This is a genomic window from Pradoshia sp. Z5_111 (genome assembly GCF_058267535.1).
In genome coordinates, this window is record NZ_JBZCPQ010000004.1 from 89960 (window position 1) to 107013 (window position 17054).

Here is a 17054-nt window from a genome sequence, read left to right on the forward strand (position 1 = left end):
ATTTTTTGATGAAAATCAATATTAAGGAGTTGTATTAATTTTTGAGGAAATTGTTTCGCTATTTAGCACCGTATAAATTACCGATTGTTTTTATATTCGCATTGGTATTTATACAGTCATTATCAGAATTATTCTTACCCACATTGATGTCTGACATCATCGACACAGGCGTCATTAATCAAAACATACCATACATATGGAAAATTGGCGGATTTATGCTTTTGGTTGCTGCGGTTGGTACGCTTTGCTCTGTTACGGCAAGTTACTTTAGCGCAAAAGTATCCATGTCATTTGGCAAAAATCTTCGCTCCAGAGTATTCTCCCATGTTGAGAATTTTTCACTTCATGAATTTGAACAAGTTGGTACTGCTTCCTTAATTACAAGAACAACCAATGATATAACACAGGTGCAATTGGTTCTGAACATGATTCTTAGAATGATGATAATGGCACCATTAATGGCTATTGGTGGCATTATTATGGCCTTTTCAAAAGATCCTGAACTTTCCTGGGTTATCATTCTTGCGATTCCAGTCCTAGTCGGAGTTATACTTTTTGTCATCTGGAAAGGCGTCCCTCTATTTAAACTGGTTCAACGCAGATTGGATGCTGTAAACCGTGTCATTCGTGAAAATTTGACTGGTGTCCGTGTCATTCGTTCCTTTAATCGGATCCATTTTGAAAAGGAACGTTTTAAGAAGGCAAACACTGACTTAAGAGACACTACTATCAAGGTAAATAAATTAATGGCTACACTTATGCCGCTCATGATGCTGATTATGAACTATACAACGATTGCGGTTGTTTGGTTTGGTGCAATCAGGATTGATCATGGAGATATGCAGGTCGGTGATTTAATGGCCTTTATGCAATATGCCATGCAAATTATGTTTTCCATGGTTATGCTTTCCATGATGTTTGTCATGATTCCTCGTGCTTCTGCTTCAGCAGCTCGTATTAATGAAGTATTGGCGATTAAGCCTACTATTAAAGATGAGCCAATTAAGCATGAAGCTAAACCAACTAAAACTGGCTACCTGGAATTTAAGGATGTTACATTCAGCTATCCAGGTGCCGAAGAACCTGCCTTAAAAGGCCTTTCATTCAGCGCTGGTCCTGGTGAGGTTACAGCCATTATCGGTGGAACTGGTTCCGGGAAATCTACATTATTAAAATTGATTCCTCGTTTTTATGAACCGACTGAAGGCAGTATTTATGTAAATGGAATCAATATTAAGGAATTGGAATTAATGGATTTACGTAACCGAATTGGTCTAGTTCCTCAGAAAGCTGTTCTATTCACCGGTACCGTAAAGGAAAATATCCTCTACGGAAATGAGAATGCCAGTGATGAAGAAGTCATCCATGCTGCAAAAATCGCACAAGCCTATGATTTTGTTTCTAATATGAAGGAAGGCTTTGACTCTCCAATCTCTCAAGGTGGGACAAATATTTCCGGCGGACAAAAACAGCGTCTATCGATCGCGAGAGCCTTGGTTCGAAAACCGGAAATCTATATGTTTGATGACAGCTTTTCTGCACTGGATTTCAAAACGGACGCTAAGCTGCGGAAAGCTTTAAAAAGTGAAACCACGGAAGGAACGGTTTTATTGGTTGCCCAACGTGTATCTACAGTTATGGATGCCGATCGTATCATTGTGTTGGATGAAGGAAATATTATGGGAATTGGTACACATGAAGAATTACTAAAATCATGTGAAACCTATCAAGAAATCGTGAAGTCACAGCTTTCTGAGGAGGAGATTGCATGAGCAGAATGACAAGAAGACAATCAAATCCGGGATTTGGTCCTCCAGGCGGTCCAGGAGCACCGATACAAAAAGCAAAAGATTTTAAGGGAACGTTAAAACGATTAATTCGTTATTTAGCGCCTTATAAATTTCGCCTTTTAACTGTTTTGCTGGCTGCTATCCTCAGTACGGTTTTTACCATTGTCGGCCCAAAAATTTTAGGTAAAGCGACAACCAAAATATTTGAAGGCATTATGGAAAAAATGTCAGGTATTCCTGGTGCAGGCATCGATTTTGAGTATATCATTCGAATTCTCTTCCTACTTGGCGGTTTATACTTGTTTAGCTCACTCTTCGCCTTTATCCAGCAATATATTATGGCAAGCGTTGCTCAAAATACGGTATTTACATTAAGAGAAGAAGCTGAAGCTAAGGTATCTCGGCTCCCTTTAAAGTATTTTGATGGAACAACAACGGGTGAAACTTTAAGCAGGATTGTAAATGATATTGATAATATCAGCACTACCTTACAACAAAGCTTAACACAGCTTATTACCAGTGTAGTAACAATTATTGGTGTTATTATTATGATGCTGTCAATCAGTCCGGTTATGACAGGAATTCTTCTGTTAACATTACCTTTAAGCGGAGTTGTCGCTGTATTTGTAGCCAAAAAATCTCAAACATACTTTGCTGGCCAACAAAAATCACTTGGAAATTTGAGCGGCCATGTTGAAGAAATCTATACTGGTCATGAAGTCGTGAAAGCCTTTGGCCAAGAGGAAAAAGCTTTAGAAGAGTTTGAGGTAATAAATGAAAAATTATACGAATCTTCCTGGAAAGCACAATTTATTTCAGGTGTAATCATGCCTTTCATGCAATTTATCGGAAATATCGGATACGTACTCATTTGTGTAGTTGGCGGTATTTTTGTTACAAACGGAAGAATAACAGTTGGTGATATTCAGGCTTTTATACAATATGCACGTCAATTTACACAACCGATTACTCAAACGGCGAATATCGCTAACATTATTCAATCTACTGTTGCTTCTGCAGAACGTGTATTTGAACTGCTAGATGAGGAAGAGGAAGAAGCAGAAACTCAGAATCCACAAGTGATTTCTAATCCAAAAGGACAAGTTGTTTTTGATCATGTTGCATTCGGATATAAGCAGGATCAGCTATTGATCAAAGATATGAATCTTGAAGTCAAACCAGGGCAAAAAGTGGCCATAGTAGGTCCAACCGGTGCAGGTAAAACAACAATGATTAACCTGTTAATGCGTTTTTACGAATTAAATGGCGGTAGCATCAAAATTGATGGTGTCGATATTAAAGAAATGAAACGCGGAGATCTCCATGGATTATTCGGTATGGTTCTTCAGGATACATGGCTCTTTAATGGTACCATTGCAGATAATATTGGCTATGGTCGTGAAGGTGCCACTCGTGAAGAAATTATTGAAGCGGCCCAAGCAGCTCATGCCGATCATTTTATTCGTACATTGCCAGAAGGATATGAAACTGAATTAAATGAAGAAGCATCTAATATATCACAGGGTCAAAAACAATTGCTTACAATAGCTCGTGCCATTTTAGCAAACCCTTCTATTCTAATCTTGGATGAAGCAACAAGCAGTGTGGATACACGAACTGAAATCTTTATTCAGAAAGCGATGAATCGCTTAATGGAAAACCGTACAAGCTTTGTGATCGCTCACCGTTTATCCACGATTAAAGATGCAGATTTAATTTTAGTAATGAATAAAGGAACCGTTATTGAACAAGGCACTCATGACGAGTTACTGAGTCAAAATGGTTTCTATGCGGATCTTTATAACAGCCAGTTTGCAGATGAAGCCGTATAAAACACAACAGATGTGCCGGGAAAGAAAACTTCCCGGCACATTTGATACCGCTAAATAATATTTCCGGAGCCCCACTCTCTGACCAATCACCCCCCCTTGTCCTTTTGTTTTTAGATGTTTTCGTTAACTATAATCCTTTAATTCAGACTAAATTCCCCTGTCATAAGTATTTGTCTGATGTTTTAAAAGAACTACTTAGGGATAAATGATAAGAAAGTCGCAAAACCTGAGGTGTATGATATGGAGAAAACGAAAGCCGAAAAAGACATTAGCAGTTATATAGGACGAATGCTAAGAGAAACCTTCGGACGAGGCCCCAGCCACGTTATTTGTACGTTATCGTCTCCTACTCTTGCTGTGCATCTTACCGATTTCCTATCCCCTATGGAGAAATCCTTATTGGCGAATCAAGATGGTGAAGTTTACGTGCAAAAGAACCGGGACCTTCTCATGGAAACCATAATCAAAGACATCACCTCCTATATTGAAGCAGTATTAGGAACAAAAGTTGATGAATTCTTTTATGATTGGAATTTGAAAACTTCGACCGGCATGTTTATTATTACATTATTAAAAACAGCGACGAGCATCAGTGAATATAGAAATAGAGAGAAAGTCGAGCGAGAGTTAGCAAAGGTTACCGAGCTCGCTCAAAAAGAACCAGAAGAAATCTATTCAACAATGCTCAATAAGCGGCAACTGATGATTGTCCGAAAAGGTATAATGGTCCCGATCGAAAAGGAATTCATAAAATTCGGATTTACAGAACAACTAACGATCGCGAAAAGAGATTTGGAGAAACGTCTGATAAAAGAGCATAAAGGCAATTTCGAGAACTATTTAAACACCAAAATAATTGAAGTTTACGTTTTGGAATTTCGAGAAAGATACCAGCTATATTATTTTCATTTTACAAAGTTGATTGGTCGATTGACAATAACCCCCATCTGCGATAAAGTTAGCTGTAAATCTAAATAAAATAACTGATAGCAATGAATGGGCATAGAACCATACATAAGTCAGAAAAGGATCCTTTTCTGGCTTTTTTTATGAATAAATTCAAAAAAACAGGGGATGATTACCTATAAATATGGAAGAATGTATACAAATAAAGAAGGAACTGTTAGACAAGCTAGAATCATTTAAGAAACAGAAATTATTAAGCTGCCATCTAATCAAACGGATGGAAATGGAACATTATTTCGAAGAAGTCGCAAGCTCTTTATCAATTGATTATAAAAAAGAGCTAAATTCGACTAACACTGTTTATTATTTCTGTATCAAAGAGTGTCAATTACAATTGAAATTTTTATTTCGCTACGGTACATATTATACACGACACCAAATTATTAACCGATATGAATAGAGAAAGATTTTATCGGGTGATCCTTTTATTAAATATACTGACTATCCAGCCATCAGCTGCCTTTATGAAATGTCAATTCATTCATATGAAATGTACATATAGACAAAAGAAACCTGGTTTTTGTGTACAGCTCCAGATTAATCTTTAGGTTTAACCAGCTGAGATAGTTGTGTCACTAAACATACCGATTTAAGGCAAGAAGTATTAGATTAATCCTTAGGCACTTCATTTGAATGTCTTTCTCTAAACAAATGACAGTAATTAATACCTGATCAACAAACGCACTAAAGGTGCTTGAGGAATTCTTCTTATTGTTTTTTATAATCTTTATCTCTGTATATTCCTTTACCATCCTCCCCTCTTTTAATCTATTAAACCAATCAATTCAGCGCACACTTTTGTAATGTTTGGTATCGTTATAGAATCAGAAAATCATGTCGAGTTACGGAGACAAAACATATTCTATGCTGATTTTCACAACAGAAGTTTAACAGACGAAGTATGTATATAAAAAAATATGCCAGGAATAAACTTCCCAGCATGTTTTTTTACACGTTCTCTGCTACTGTTTCTATTATCATGGAGGGTCCAAAAAATTCATACCGTACTTTATCTTGCGGTACTCCTAGTTTATAAAGCATTTGAATAACTACCTGCATAAATTCAACTGGTCCACAAACATAGAAAATTCCATTCTGATCTAATTGCCTCAATACATCTTCATTGATTCTGCCTGTTTTATAATTCTCCTCGATTACATCAGCTTCTTCATTATAAAAGTTGATTGTCATATCATGCATTTGCTTGCTTAAAATGGATAGCTCATCAGCAAATGCTTGAAGCTTCCTATTTTTGAATGCGTGTATCAAAGTTATTTTTCTTAATGATTCCTGTTTATACAGTGTATTCAACATACTCATAAATGGCGTTATCCCCACTCCGGCTGCTATAAAAGTGATTGGCTCGGTGTCCTCTTCTAAAGTAAAATCACCCGCCGGTACCGTTAGTTGCAATATATCATCCACATAAACTTCCTTATGCAGGTAATTAGATACTTTACCATCAGGATTGTCATGCATACTTTCACTTTTAACAGAAATTCGATAGTATTCACCGTTGGATACATTAGTTAAGCTATATTGGCGATTCATCATAAACTGTTCTCCTGGAATCTGAACCCGCACAGTTATATATTGGCCTGGTTCAAATTCTGGCACTGCCAGCCCATCAGTTGGTTTTAAATAGAAGGAAGTAATAACGTCACTTTCCTTCACTTTCTTTATGACTGTAAATTCCCGATAGTCTCTCCAACCACCAACCTTATTTTCCGCTTCTTCATACATTTCACGTTCAACCTCTATGAAGATATCAGCTATTGCCCCATAGGCCTCTTCCCAAGCTTTTAAAATATCATCTGTAGCCGCATCACCCAATACTTTTTTAATGGCCTGCAATAAATATTTTCCTACAATCGGATAATGCTCAGGTTTAATCACTAAACTACGGTGTTTATGTGCGATTTGTTTTACAACCGGCAGAAGAACTTCCAATTGATCGATATAATAGGCCGCAGCTGTTACCGTATTTGCTAATGCAGTCTGCTGTCTTCCCCTTTTTTGATTTGCATGGTTAAAGATATTCAAAAGTTCAGGATGTGCTTCAAACATCGTTTTATAAAAAACTGTAGTTATTTCCTTACCTCTTGTTTCTAATATCGGTGCAGTTGATTTTACAATTTCAATTGTTTGAGTAGACAACATAAAAAAGTCCCCTTTTAAAGATGTATTTAGAATACATCTTTAATTTTACTCTATTGGAAAGTAAAAGCAATATTTCAAATACATCTTTTCTGTGAAGTTTCTTTGGCAGCCAATTTATGTATGGTAGTATTATAGATGAGTAGATAATCTGAAGCGGGGCGTGACTATGCGATTAACAAATTTCAGTGACTATTCCATCAGGGTGCTTATGTACTTAGCAAGTCATCCCGATCGACTAGTAAATATAAAAGAAATTGCTGATGCCTATGGCATTTCCAAAAATCATTTGATGAAAATCATATACCAGTTGGGCAAGTTAGGTTATATAGAAACCATACGTGGGCGTAATGGTGGCATGAGACTGGCAATGGACCCTCGTGAAATCAATATCGGTGGTTTAGTAAGAAAAACTGAAGAGGATTTTAACATAGTGGAGTGTTTTTCTGATCATAATACATGTCCCATCTCTCCTGTTTGTACGTTGAGAGGTGTATTAAATAAAGCATTGTATGCTTTTCTAAACGTATTGGATGGCTATACACTCGCAGATATATCACAAAACAAAGAAGTGTTAGCCCAATTTCTAGGAGCATATTCCGAAGTAAACAGTGATTCGAGAAATCCAGGTTAGAAACAACAATTATATACTAATATATTTAATAGGCAGTACGGCAGTCATTCATGGACTGTTGCACTGCCTATCTTTCTTTATAACAAAGGTGGAAATTCGCACTTTTATACACACTTACTTAACTCCAAATATTCCGTATCTCCTATAGAAAGTATCATCCTCTAAATGCCTTAATGGTTCAAGATACTGAATCTTTTTCTTTTTGAATATCTTTCAATGCGAAGGCTGGAAACCTACGGGAAAGAAAATCGACAAGACATTATCTTGTCAAAACAGTAAAGATCCAGTTCCAAAATTGGTTCATTCATTTCTGAGAGTTGACTCTAGACAATAGTTTTTAAGGAATTTGCTCAAAATTTACATAATATTTTGAATGTGGAAAAATTTTAAGATGAATTAACAGAATCTTTTGTGATATTATTTAAATATAACATCAAGAGTAAAGAAGGTGATATAGTGTGCGCTCAGAAAAAATATAATGATTTATTAAATGAGTTACGAAAAAATTATCAAATGTACTATGATAACCGGACAATATCACATAAGGATTTTTATAAACGCCGTGTACATTTAATTATGAAACTTCGTACATTGGATATCAATGAAGATAAATCATTATTAAGCGATATTTCAACCTATTCATCAGATTCCAATAAACACAATTAACCTTTCATATAAATTGAGTTAAAAAGAGATTGAGCAGTTTAAAAATCCATTCAATCTCTTCATGCAATTCTCTGTAGGAAGCAAATTCCTTATTTTTTATATCTTAGTAAGCCGCCTACTCCTATCGTTAGGATATCCCTTGAATGCTCCATATTCTAATGAAATACTAGGAATGCAGACACTATTTTTCTCGTTCACATTTAGAGGATCTGACAAAATTTTAGTGAATCTTCTTTAAATCAATAACCTCCTGAGCCAATGCCTGGATTCTATTATTCTCTTCTTCATTTACAATTTTATTGCCAGGTCCAAAGCAGTTTGTATGTAAAAATACATTATTAAATGGTATTATCGCTTTAAAATAAGATAATATCGGCTTTAATTGGTACTCAGTTACTAAAAAGTGTTTTTCAGATCCTCCATTCGTAACAATTCCCACCACTTTTCCCTTAAAACAATCCGGAGCTAAATGATCAAATAGATTCTTAAGTACGCCCGGTATCGACGCCTGATATATAGGTGTACCAATTATTATAATATCCGCATCATTTAGTTTATTGACTACCGTTTGGGTATCCTGATTATAGGAAGTAAAAGGAATACCTCTTACAAATTCCACATTATAATTTCTAAGATCTATTAATTCTGTATCTAGTTGATTATCTATATTGTTTATAGCTGCCAATACCTCTTCTACTGATTTAGGTGTTTTTTCACCAATAATGGAACCTGATAAACCTATAACTTTCATTACTTATTCACACTCCCACTCTATGCATCTCCATATTTTGTTAGTTCTATACTTTTATCATACTTTTTGGAGAACAGAATATCTACTATTTCTGCTTTTTGTAAAAAGCTTTATTCCAATAAATTGTGAAATCCTCATTTACGCCAGCAAAACAAGACGTAACTCGAAAGTAGATTCTGAATAAACATTCTATTTTAAAAACAAAAAGCCTTATTTTTTGCAAATAAGGTGATGAAATAGGCTTATAGAATTTGAATAAATGAATTACATTAAAACATCCTGATATTCTTTTTTATTTTCAAGTACCATTTTGGCAAATGGACAGACGGGCTTAATATATTTATTTTCATTTCTGGCATGCAACACTACACGGTTTACTAATGCTTTGCCTAAGCCTTTCCCCCTGTAGCTATTTGCAACCAATGTATGATTTATGATGATACTGCCTTGGTCAGATACCTCTTGCTCATTTGCCACAAATTCTATCTGAGCAACAATATTCCCGCCAACTGCTATATAAAAATCGTTACTATAGCCAGGCACAATAACCCTCTCCCATCTTTCATTATTTATGACATCTGTAAGTAAACAGTAAACGCACTGTTTTAGAAGTAATGATCATAAGGACTATTGAAGAAATAATTGAATACAAATTTTATATTAAAGTGTTAAACTTCGTGAAAGTTAACGTTTCTTTATCATTAAAAGTATATGAATAGTATCTTTTTTTATGGCTGTTGTTTTTCACGTAATAATACTGATTTTATTTTGAGAATTTTCTGTTAAAATAGTTAAAACTGGAAATAAAGGAGTAAAGAAGAATGAATGTGGAGTATTTTATAGGAATTGTTCCACCTGAAGAATATTTGGAACGAATTGAGCATTTTCAAAGTTTATGGATTAATCAATCGGGTGTAGAGCCTCACATAACATTGAAAGCACAAGGAGGACTAACTCCAGATAAACAGTGGATTGATAAGGTACAAACAGTATGCGATACCTTCAAACCTTTTCAAGTATCATTAGATAAGCCTAACTATTTTGGAGATAGCGTTTTATATTTGAGTGTTAACTCAAATAATTTACACAAATTGCATCATAAAATAGTAAAAAAGATTTCACCGTCAGAAGATTTAATAAAACAGTATTTTGAACTCGAGGCCTTTGTACCTCACTTAACACTGGGGAAAGAACAATACAGTGGAAACATTTCTACTGGACTCTCTAAAAAAGAACTAAAAGAAATGGAAATAATAGCAGATAAAGAGTTGAAACCATACCCTGATTTTGAAGTAGATTTCATTAGAGTATATGAACTAAACATTGAAAAGCAAAAATATGAAAGATATTTAGATATCTCTTTAAGCAATTGACCTCACATATCGCGGTCTTTTTATACATTTCTAAACATTACAACAGTTTTATAATTAGATTTTTGCTGAAATAAACATTTGCTCCATGCGTTTATCAAATGCTAAATCTTTTCCTAATTCAAGACAATGGAACCAACAGAGATAGATTTCCAATATTATCCTTAAATCAATTATACCCATTTATACAGGGCACAAACTATACAAAAACAGCCTTATTATTAATAAAATCCATCATTCATGTATATATATCCTTTTAATAACATTAATATGAACTTTTTTAATAAATATGTTATAGGATATATGATTATAAAAAGCAGCAGTCCAACTCTAAATGAATTGAACTGCCATTGTTTTTATACTTATTTATAAAGATTATTCAAAAGTCATGAGGCCAAAGTACGCCAGGCATTAATCGAGGAAAAAGGCCTCTTTTAATTCATCACTAATTAAATGCCACGCCTCTTCAGCCTGTTTCAATTCCCCTGTATGGGTAAACGCATGGGCAGCTTCCATGTACCTTTTCTTCTTAACAGTGACCCCAGCTTCTTCAAGCTGACTTGCATAGTAGTCTGCTTCATCTGCAAGAGAGTCATATTCAGCAGTAATGATTAAAGCAGGCGGCAGATCTTCTAAATCCTCAGCATATACAGGTGAGACCAATGGGTTTTCCGCATCTTTCATTGATTTTAAATAGGATTCATTAAACAGTTTTGCCATTCTGGGTGGTATGGCTTTTTTATGCTTGAATTTCAGGTCCGGATCAGTAGCAAGGTCAAGCGGTGGATAATTAAGGATTTGCTTCACTATAGGGATCTGCTCTCTCTCCTTGTTCAGCAAACAAAGAGCAGCTGCTAAATTCCCACCTGCACTATGTCCCCCAACTGCTATTCGCTTATTGTCTACCTGAAGGACATTGGGGTTCTCATAAAGCCATTTCAGAATATCATAGCATTCGTATAATGCAGCAGGAAATTTGTATTCAGGCGCCAGATGGTAATCAATATTCACGACTAAACAACTGGCTCGGTCCGCAATTACAGGGCACCACGCATCATCCAATTCAGCACTTCCCATCACAAATCCACCGCCATGCATATTCACAAAAACGGGTAATGGTCCCCTTGTTTCAAGTTTTGGCCGATATGTAATGACGCGTGTACTTCCCAAACCTGTTTCAATTAACCGCTCCTCTCTTTCAATGTCAGGTTTTATGCTAGGTTTCAGAGAGGAGGCCTGTACCATCTTACGTTCCATCATACGAATGGTCTTTACGAGTACTTTTTGATTTAGAACAAGCAATATACACACTCCTTTATCCGAGACTGTAACAATTAAGTCAAATAGTACGTTTTTGTACAAAAAGTTTTTGTGATATAAATTATCTATATATTAAAATAATAATAACAATATTCTTTTACGACAGGAGAATGGTGATGGAAAAGACAGCGATTCTTTTAGTTAACTTGGGTACACCTGATCAACCAACCACGACCTCTGTTCGTTCGTATTTAAAAGAATTTCTAAGTGACAGTAGAGTAATTGATTTACCTAGGTGGAAATGGATGCCTGTCCTGCACGGAATTATCCTGAAAACCCGGCCGCCGAAAACAGCAAAGCTCTACCAATCTATATGGACGAATGAAGGATCACCTTTATTAACCATTTCTATTAAACAAAAACAAGAATTAGAGAAGAAATTCGCACATTCTAATGTTAAAGTATCACTTGCTATGAATTATGGTAACCCCTCTATAAACGATGAATTAGAAAAGCTACATAAATGGGGAATGCGCCGATTAATTGTCGTGCCCTTATTTCCGCAATATTCTTCCACTACTACAGGATCTGTTTGGGATCATTTGAACCAAACATTATCTAAATGGAAAGATATCCCGGAAGTGATATTTATACGTGATTATCCTGATCATCCAATATGGATTAAATTATTAAAAACACGTATTGAACTATGCACAAAAGAACATGGACATCCTGATGCAGTAGTCCTGTCTTATCATGGCATTCCTAAAAGATATGTATCAAATGGGGACGATTATCCATACCAATGCTTAAAAACCACTCAGGCTCTAAAAAAAGAATTGCCAGCTCACACTATCATTACATGCTATCAATCTAAATTTGGAAAGGAACCTTGGCTTGAACCATCAACCAGTGAAACATTGCGTCATCTTGCCAAAAGCGGTTCTAAACATATTCACATTCTCGCTCCCAGTTTTACAGTCGATTGCCTGGAAACATTGGAAGAACTTCAGGTTGAGAATCATACTATTTTTATGGAAAACGGCGGTGAAAAATATCATTATATAGAAGCCGCCAATGATGATCCTTTATTTATTCAATGCCTGGTGGATATCATTAAGCCCTATTTGGTTCCCATTAAAAATTTCATGTAGAGATATTGAAAAATATCCCAATTTAATCTTATCATAACCAGCAAAAAAATAAACAATAAAGAACCAATCCTTTTCCTGGAACGTCCTTTATTGTTTATTTAGCTTGGTTCATGAAGTTCTACTATCACCTCATAACTTCCATTTTTATCATCTATTCATTTCAAGGACCCTTTTTCACTTCGTAAAATAACCTCTAAATAAAAACAGTATGATTTTTATCATACTGCCCTAACGAACTATCTTGAAATTTTTAATTATGTATAAACTGCTCTTAAATAGGATATCTGATACAACAAGTCCGATTGCAATCCCAACTGCACAGTAACCAACATTTAAAAATCCGATTAACGCACCATCATAGTCCTGTAATGTTAATAAACGAAATGCCTGAAAAGCTGTTATTCCCGGAACGATTGGCACCAGCCCCGGTACATAAAAGACAGTCAGCGGCATCTTAAAGATTCGTGCAGAAATTTGTCCGGCAAAGGCTAATAATAACGAACACACTATACTGGATAGAAATACCCCGTATCCTTCTGTGCTTAAAATCCAGTATCCCATCCAACCGCACATCCCTACAAGTCCTCCTATTGGTATAGACCTGCGCGGAACATTACAAATAACGGCGAAGGATATCGATGATAGAAAGCTAAAAACCATATGAATAAGGATCTGATTCACTTTACCCGCCTCCTAATTGATAAATAAATAATAGACGGTAGCAATTCCCGTACCAATCGCTCCTGCAATGAAGACAGCCTCCACTAATCGGATTGTCCCTGAGAGATAATGCTTTGCCATCATATCGCGAATTGCATTGGTCATCGCAATACCGGGTACAAGCGGTGCAACCGTCCCTATCATGACGGAATTTAAATGACTTCCCATTATACTGTTAATATAATAGGCAACAATCCCTCCCAAAAATGCAGCGATATATTCCACTATGAATGGTGTTTTCATAATTTTAAAGCCAATCAAATAGGTTATATAACACAAAAGGCCCCCGATCATACTCGCCGGTAAATCTACAAATGTTCCATTCATAATCAGCATAACGCTTCCACTCAATACAGCTGTACAAATAAGTCTGAACCATAAGGGATAGTCAAGCGGGTCCTGATCAATTGCTTTCAGTTCCGAAAGAACTTCCTCAATTGTCAGACGGCCTTCCGAGTACATTCTTGATATTTGGTTGACCTTCGTTACCTTTTCAAGATTATGATCCCGATTATCGATTCTAACGAAATTCGTATTGTCCAAGCCTATATTCACGAAAATCCCATTAACTGTCACATATGTAAATGCATTTGTTCCATGCTTTATTCCTAGTGAAGTACTAATCATTCTTTCCATGGTATCCTCTACCCGGCTCGTTTCCGCTCCATTTTCCAGCATAATACGCCCGGCCAGAAGACTGGCATCAATAATAATTTTATTCTTGTCTACTGCCACTTTCGTCAACTCACTTCACATTTAATATCAGTCAATGCTAATATATTGTACAATAATTATTCTGAAAAGATAGAGGTAAAATGAGTGGAAACTAAAACTTTGTTAGTATAGAGGAAAAGAATACTAATCTAACCCTATAATTCACTATTTCGCAATGATTATGTCAATGTTCTCGTTATGAATTAACTAATTATCAGGAAATCCATTCATTACGCTAAATTACTTAAAAACTATTATAGCGCCTCCCCATAATGTACTATGATAAGTCAGCTTAAATAACAGGGCTCTGTTCAGGAGTTTGTTGCTAATAAATATTGGAGGCAGCCGAAAAAAGCTGTCTCCATTATTGATCTAACGCCTGAATTTATATATTTAGGATTACTCAATTGAATTTAGTTCATCAATTGTCTTAAAAATTCTCTACACATCTTTTATATGTAGATCATTTTTCTCATCATTATATAAACCATATTCCCAAGTTTTTAATGTATCATCTTCTAATGTAAGAATTCCGACAGCATAACTATTGCAATTCATTGTTTTGTCGTATTCCAAATCTTTTTCAGTAAAAGGGGCATATTGATTTGTTCCCATAAAAAAGAAAGGGACGGCTGAATTAAAGTAAATAGCTGCATATTGACTTTCAGCGGCTCAAATGGTTATTTTCCGCAAGAGTTCAATTCTTTGTTTTCATTTCACCAAATGAAATTTGAAGAAAACTAATTAGAATAAGTGCAAAAGCAACCATATCTACGAACAAAGCCAAAAATAAAGAACATAACAAATATGACTAATCTGTTATGCTCTTTATTTAATCTGCTTTTAGTCAATTTATACCCGGATAATTTTTCTCAGCAATAGAGATGATTGGTTACCCTCTTATTTTTATAGATTGCTTAAAAAATCTCTGACTTGATCGGGCGTCTTAGCATTAGCACTATGTAAATGAGCTATTTTTTCTCCATTTTTATAAACTAATAAGGACGGAATTCCCATAACATTTTCTTTTTCTGCTAATTCGGGGAATTCATCTTTATCAATTGTAAACCATTGTTTATCTTCATGCTCCGCAATAATTTCGTCAATAAATATATCCAGTCGTTTGCAATCCGGACACCAAGTAGTCGTAAATATATTTACGGTTAGTTTATCGCTTTTTATTTGATTATCAAATTCTTCTACAGATGTAACTTGTTGCATTCTCTAAATCTCCCTTCCCTTCTCTATTACTATAATAAACATTTTAAATACTTTACACATTTTAAATGCATATAATGATGTTTACAATAATATTTTCATTAATCTATGCTACACCCGCCAAAAATTGGTACAATAGTCTTATATAAGGAGATTACTGTAATGGAGGTTTTTTATGCTATTGTTACATCTAATGTCTAAAGAAGAAACAGAAGAAGCGATTGAACTATTAAAAAACAAACTGCAGGAATCCGTAGAGAAATACGGACAATACGATTATCGGACTATTGAATTAAATAAACAGCTCACATTATATATCAATCACTACAAAAAACTAAAAAAGCAGAATTAAATGTTCCTGGCTATGATCAACAAATTAAAGTACAGCAAAAAAAGATGAACCTTGTGTTCAACAAAGCCCATCTCTACGTTTTATTCATCTGTTTCCATCTCTGAAAGTGGTAATCCTGTTGTTTTTTCCATTTCAGTAAGAACTTTGGTAACCATTTCATCTGACCATCCATTTGACCACTTTGTTAATTCAATGCTGCCCTCTTCATCAGGATTGCCAAAGTAAACTTGAATTGGCGCTCCCTTATACTCCACTGTACGCTCTGGTAATTCACTGGCTTGTTCATCACTTCGACTGGCACCTATAGATACTCCAGCAGCATAAACTATCGAAAATACAGTCATTAAACCAATTGTCACTTTTCCAAATTTCCTCATTCATTCCACCCCGTTCTTCAAACATTCTTTTATGCCTAATCCTCATCTTATAATCCTATTTTTACCAAATTTACAAACATCAAACATTAATTAAAGGCAAAGACTCATGTTTATTATGTTTTAAATAATTGCCATTTGAAGGAAATAATAAAGAAATACACGTAATAACCTATTCTCCTAATATTGGCTTTCATGATAAACCCATCATTTTAAAAGACATGAGTCGTGAATTTTAATGATATGGTAACACAATAAAATTCTATTTATATTGGAATAAGTGTGTTTTGGCCCTTCTCTTATCCGAATTATTCGAATCACACACTTGAATAATTGTAGTTCTATAAGTTCTATTCGAATTCGAATAACAGATTTATCGGTTCCTCTTTGCTACTGCCTTTTCTATAAATCCTTTTTCTTTGCTAAAGATCGATATGGTCATTGCCAGCAGGTCCTTTATTCTAGTGTATATCCGTAAAAGCCAGGTTTGTTCTTTTTCTAAGATATTCATCTATTACTACATACATTATTGCTGCTACAATCCCAAGATAAGCAAAAAATATAGTCTCCATTGCTACAAATAAAAATCTTGAGAGGAACATTCCATATATCATAATTTTTATTAGAAGTCGTGCTTTTTTATGTTGTACTAGACCCGCAATTATTTCTCCGATGATTGATGCTATAAATCCATAAAGAAAAACAAACAGGAATGAATATGGAAATGCAAAGAATAAAAAAGATTCAAATAAATGATCACTTTGTTCTCCTAAGATGTATGAAGTAACCATAAGAAATAAAGATGTTAAGACAGAAACGATAATAACCGATTGCAAATTTCTGATGATTATCCTAATGTTTATTCCCCCCAGTACGTTAAACTATACCGTTATATTCTAGATACTAATTTTCTAATCCATATTGAATTACCACTTTCACGAAATATAAGTTAAACGCATACCTCAAAATAAAATTAGCATATCCAATATTCAATTTCCACTTTTTTCTAAATAATTCGTATAAGGGGTATAAAGTTCTACACCCTGTCCATTCTATTTTCTATTGACTGAAAAATTATAGATGTTCTTATGCCGCT

At 34.9% G+C, this 17054-nt stretch carries 15 protein-coding genes and 1 pseudogene; 8 read left to right on the plus strand and 8 right to left on the minus strand.

Annotated features, from left to right (window positions below):
- The first annotated feature begins 41 nt into the window (after positions 1–41).
- From AC4D4A_RS09955 to AC4D4A_RS09965, 3 genes are all read left to right on the plus strand, one after another.
- Positions 42–1772 carry an ABC transporter ATP-binding protein gene (locus AC4D4A_RS09955; protein WP_490995765.1) on the plus strand — a complete coding sequence of 577 codons (1731 nt, stop codon included), beginning with the start codon at positions 42–44 and terminating at the stop codon, positions 1770–1772.
- Positions 1769–3622 (plus strand): ABC transporter ATP-binding protein, encoded by a 1854-nt coding sequence (locus AC4D4A_RS09960; RefSeq protein WP_490995766.1) that lies wholly within the window; start codon positions 1769–1771, stop codon positions 3620–3622. Before AC4D4A_RS09955 ends, AC4D4A_RS09960 begins: the two co-directional genes overlap by 4 nt.
- Positions 3623–3862: 240 nt before the next feature.
- On the plus strand, positions 3863–4600 hold the full coding sequence (locus AC4D4A_RS09965) for a Na-translocating system protein MpsC family protein (RefSeq protein ID WP_490995767.1): 738 nt from the start codon (positions 3863–3865) through the stop codon (positions 4598–4600).
- A gap of 936 nt (positions 4601–5536) precedes the next feature.
- Here AC4D4A_RS09965 and hmpA read toward each other — a convergent pair.
- A complete protein-coding gene (gene hmpA / locus AC4D4A_RS09970; RefSeq protein ID WP_490995768.1) occupies positions 5537–6748 on the minus strand; it encodes an NO-inducible flavohemoprotein in 1212 nt (403 codons plus the stop codon).
- Positions 6749–6914: 166 nt separating this feature from the next.
- Between hmpA and AC4D4A_RS09975 the strand changes: the two genes are divergently transcribed.
- Positions 6915–7379 carry an RrF2 family transcriptional regulator gene (locus AC4D4A_RS09975; RefSeq protein ID WP_490995769.1) on the plus strand — a complete coding sequence of 155 codons (465 nt, stop codon included), beginning with the start codon at positions 6915–6917 and terminating at the stop codon, positions 7377–7379.
- Between the two features lie 456 nt (positions 7380–7835).
- On the plus strand, positions 7836–8045 hold the full coding sequence (locus AC4D4A_RS09980; RefSeq protein ID WP_490995770.1) for a hypothetical protein: 210 nt from the start codon (positions 7836–7838) through the stop codon (positions 8043–8045).
- A 220-nt stretch (positions 8046–8265) separates the two neighbouring features.
- Here AC4D4A_RS09980 and AC4D4A_RS09985 read toward each other — a convergent pair whose 3' ends face one another.
- Both AC4D4A_RS09985 and AC4D4A_RS09990 read right to left on the minus strand, forming a co-directional pair.
- On the minus strand, positions 8266–8796 hold the full coding sequence (locus tag AC4D4A_RS09985) for an NADPH-dependent FMN reductase (protein ID WP_490995771.1): 531 nt from the start codon (positions 8794–8796) through the stop codon (positions 8266–8268).
- A 264-nt stretch (positions 8797–9060) separates the two neighbouring features.
- A pseudogene (locus AC4D4A_RS09990) lies at positions 9061–9372 on the minus strand (GNAT family N-acetyltransferase); the annotation flags it as partial.
- Positions 9373–9617: 245 nt separating this feature from the next.
- Here AC4D4A_RS09990 and AC4D4A_RS09995 point away from each other — a divergent pair.
- A complete protein-coding gene (locus AC4D4A_RS09995; RefSeq protein ID WP_490995772.1) occupies positions 9618–10169 on the plus strand; it encodes a 2'-5' RNA ligase family protein in 552 nt (183 codons plus the stop codon).
- Between the two features lie 408 nt (positions 10170–10577).
- On the opposite strand, the gene AC4D4A_RS10000 is transcribed toward AC4D4A_RS09995, so the two are convergent.
- Entirely contained in the window at positions 10578–11471 is an 894-nt protein-coding gene (locus AC4D4A_RS10000; protein ID WP_490996019.1) for an alpha/beta hydrolase, read from the minus strand.
- A 131-nt stretch (positions 11472–11602) separates the two neighbouring features.
- Between AC4D4A_RS10000 and hemH the strand changes: the two genes are divergently transcribed.
- Positions 11603–12580, plus strand: coding sequence for a ferrochelatase (gene hemH, locus AC4D4A_RS10005; RefSeq protein ID WP_490995773.1), 978 nt, complete (start codon positions 11603–11605; stop codon positions 12578–12580).
- Between the two features lie 228 nt (positions 12581–12808).
- Here the strand turns inward: hemH and AC4D4A_RS10010 are convergent, their stop codons facing one another.
- The 3 genes from AC4D4A_RS10010 to AC4D4A_RS10020 all read right to left on the minus strand — a co-directional run bounded on the left by AC4D4A_RS10010 (position 12809) and on the right by AC4D4A_RS10020 (position 15235).
- Positions 12809–13261 (minus strand): threonine/serine exporter family protein, encoded by a 453-nt coding sequence (locus tag AC4D4A_RS10010; protein WP_490995774.1) that lies wholly within the window; start codon positions 13259–13261, stop codon positions 12809–12811.
- A 12-nt stretch (positions 13262–13273) separates the two neighbouring features.
- Positions 13274–14035: a threonine/serine exporter family protein gene (locus AC4D4A_RS10015; RefSeq protein WP_490995775.1), complete on the minus strand. Its 762-nt coding sequence runs from the start codon at positions 14033–14035 to the stop codon at positions 13274–13276.
- Positions 14036–14920: 885 nt separating this feature from the next.
- Positions 14921–15235, minus strand: coding sequence for a thioredoxin family protein (locus tag AC4D4A_RS10020; protein WP_490995776.1), 315 nt, complete (start codon positions 15233–15235; stop codon positions 14921–14923).
- Between the two features lie 172 nt (positions 15236–15407).
- Here AC4D4A_RS10020 and AC4D4A_RS10025 point away from each other — a divergent pair, with 172 nt between their 5' ends.
- Positions 15408–15584, plus strand: a complete 177-nt coding sequence (locus tag AC4D4A_RS10025) for a hypothetical protein (protein ID WP_490995777.1) — start codon at positions 15408–15410, stop codon at positions 15582–15584.
- An 80-nt stretch (positions 15585–15664) separates the two neighbouring features.
- On the opposite strand, the gene AC4D4A_RS10030 is transcribed toward AC4D4A_RS10025, so the two are convergent.
- The gene (locus AC4D4A_RS10030) at positions 15665–15961 is read right to left on the minus strand and encodes a hypothetical protein (protein ID WP_490995778.1); all 297 of its coding nucleotides are present in this window, start codon (positions 15959–15961) and stop codon (positions 15665–15667) included.
- Positions 15962–17054: the final 1093 nt, after the last annotated feature.

Bases quoted from the DNA above. Each gene is read 5' to 3' on its own strand.
- AC4D4A_RS10020 (WP_490995776.1), bottom strand. From the start codon at position 15,235: ATGCAACAAGTTACATCTGTAGAAGAATTTGATAATCAAATAAAAAGC.
- AC4D4A_RS10025 (WP_490995777.1), top strand. From the start codon at position 15,408: ATGCTATTGTTACATCTAATGTCTAAAGAAGAAACAGAAGAAGCGATT.
- AC4D4A_RS09985 (WP_490995771.1), bottom strand. From the start codon at position 8,796: ATGAAAGTTATAGGTTTATCAGGTTCCATTATTGGTGAAAAAACACCT.
- hmpA (WP_490995768.1), bottom strand. From the start codon at position 6,748: ATGTTGTCTACTCAAACAATTGAAATTGTAAAATCAACTGCACCGATA.
- AC4D4A_RS10030 (WP_490995778.1), bottom strand. From the start codon at position 15,961: ATGAGGAAATTTGGAAAAGTGACAATTGGTTTAATGACTGTATTTTCG.
- AC4D4A_RS09995 (WP_490995772.1), top strand. From the start codon at position 9,618: ATGAATGTGGAGTATTTTATAGGAATTGTTCCACCTGAAGAATATTTG.
- AC4D4A_RS09965 (WP_490995767.1), top strand. From the start codon at position 3,863: ATGGAGAAAACGAAAGCCGAAAAAGACATTAGCAGTTATATAGGACGA.
- AC4D4A_RS09960 (WP_490995766.1), top strand. From the start codon at position 1,769: ATGAGCAGAATGACAAGAAGACAATCAAATCCGGGATTTGGTCCTCCA.
- AC4D4A_RS09975 (WP_490995769.1), top strand. From the start codon at position 6,915: ATGCGATTAACAAATTTCAGTGACTATTCCATCAGGGTGCTTATGTAC.
- hemH (WP_490995773.1), top strand. From the start codon at position 11,603: ATGGAAAAGACAGCGATTCTTTTAGTTAACTTGGGTACACCTGATCAA.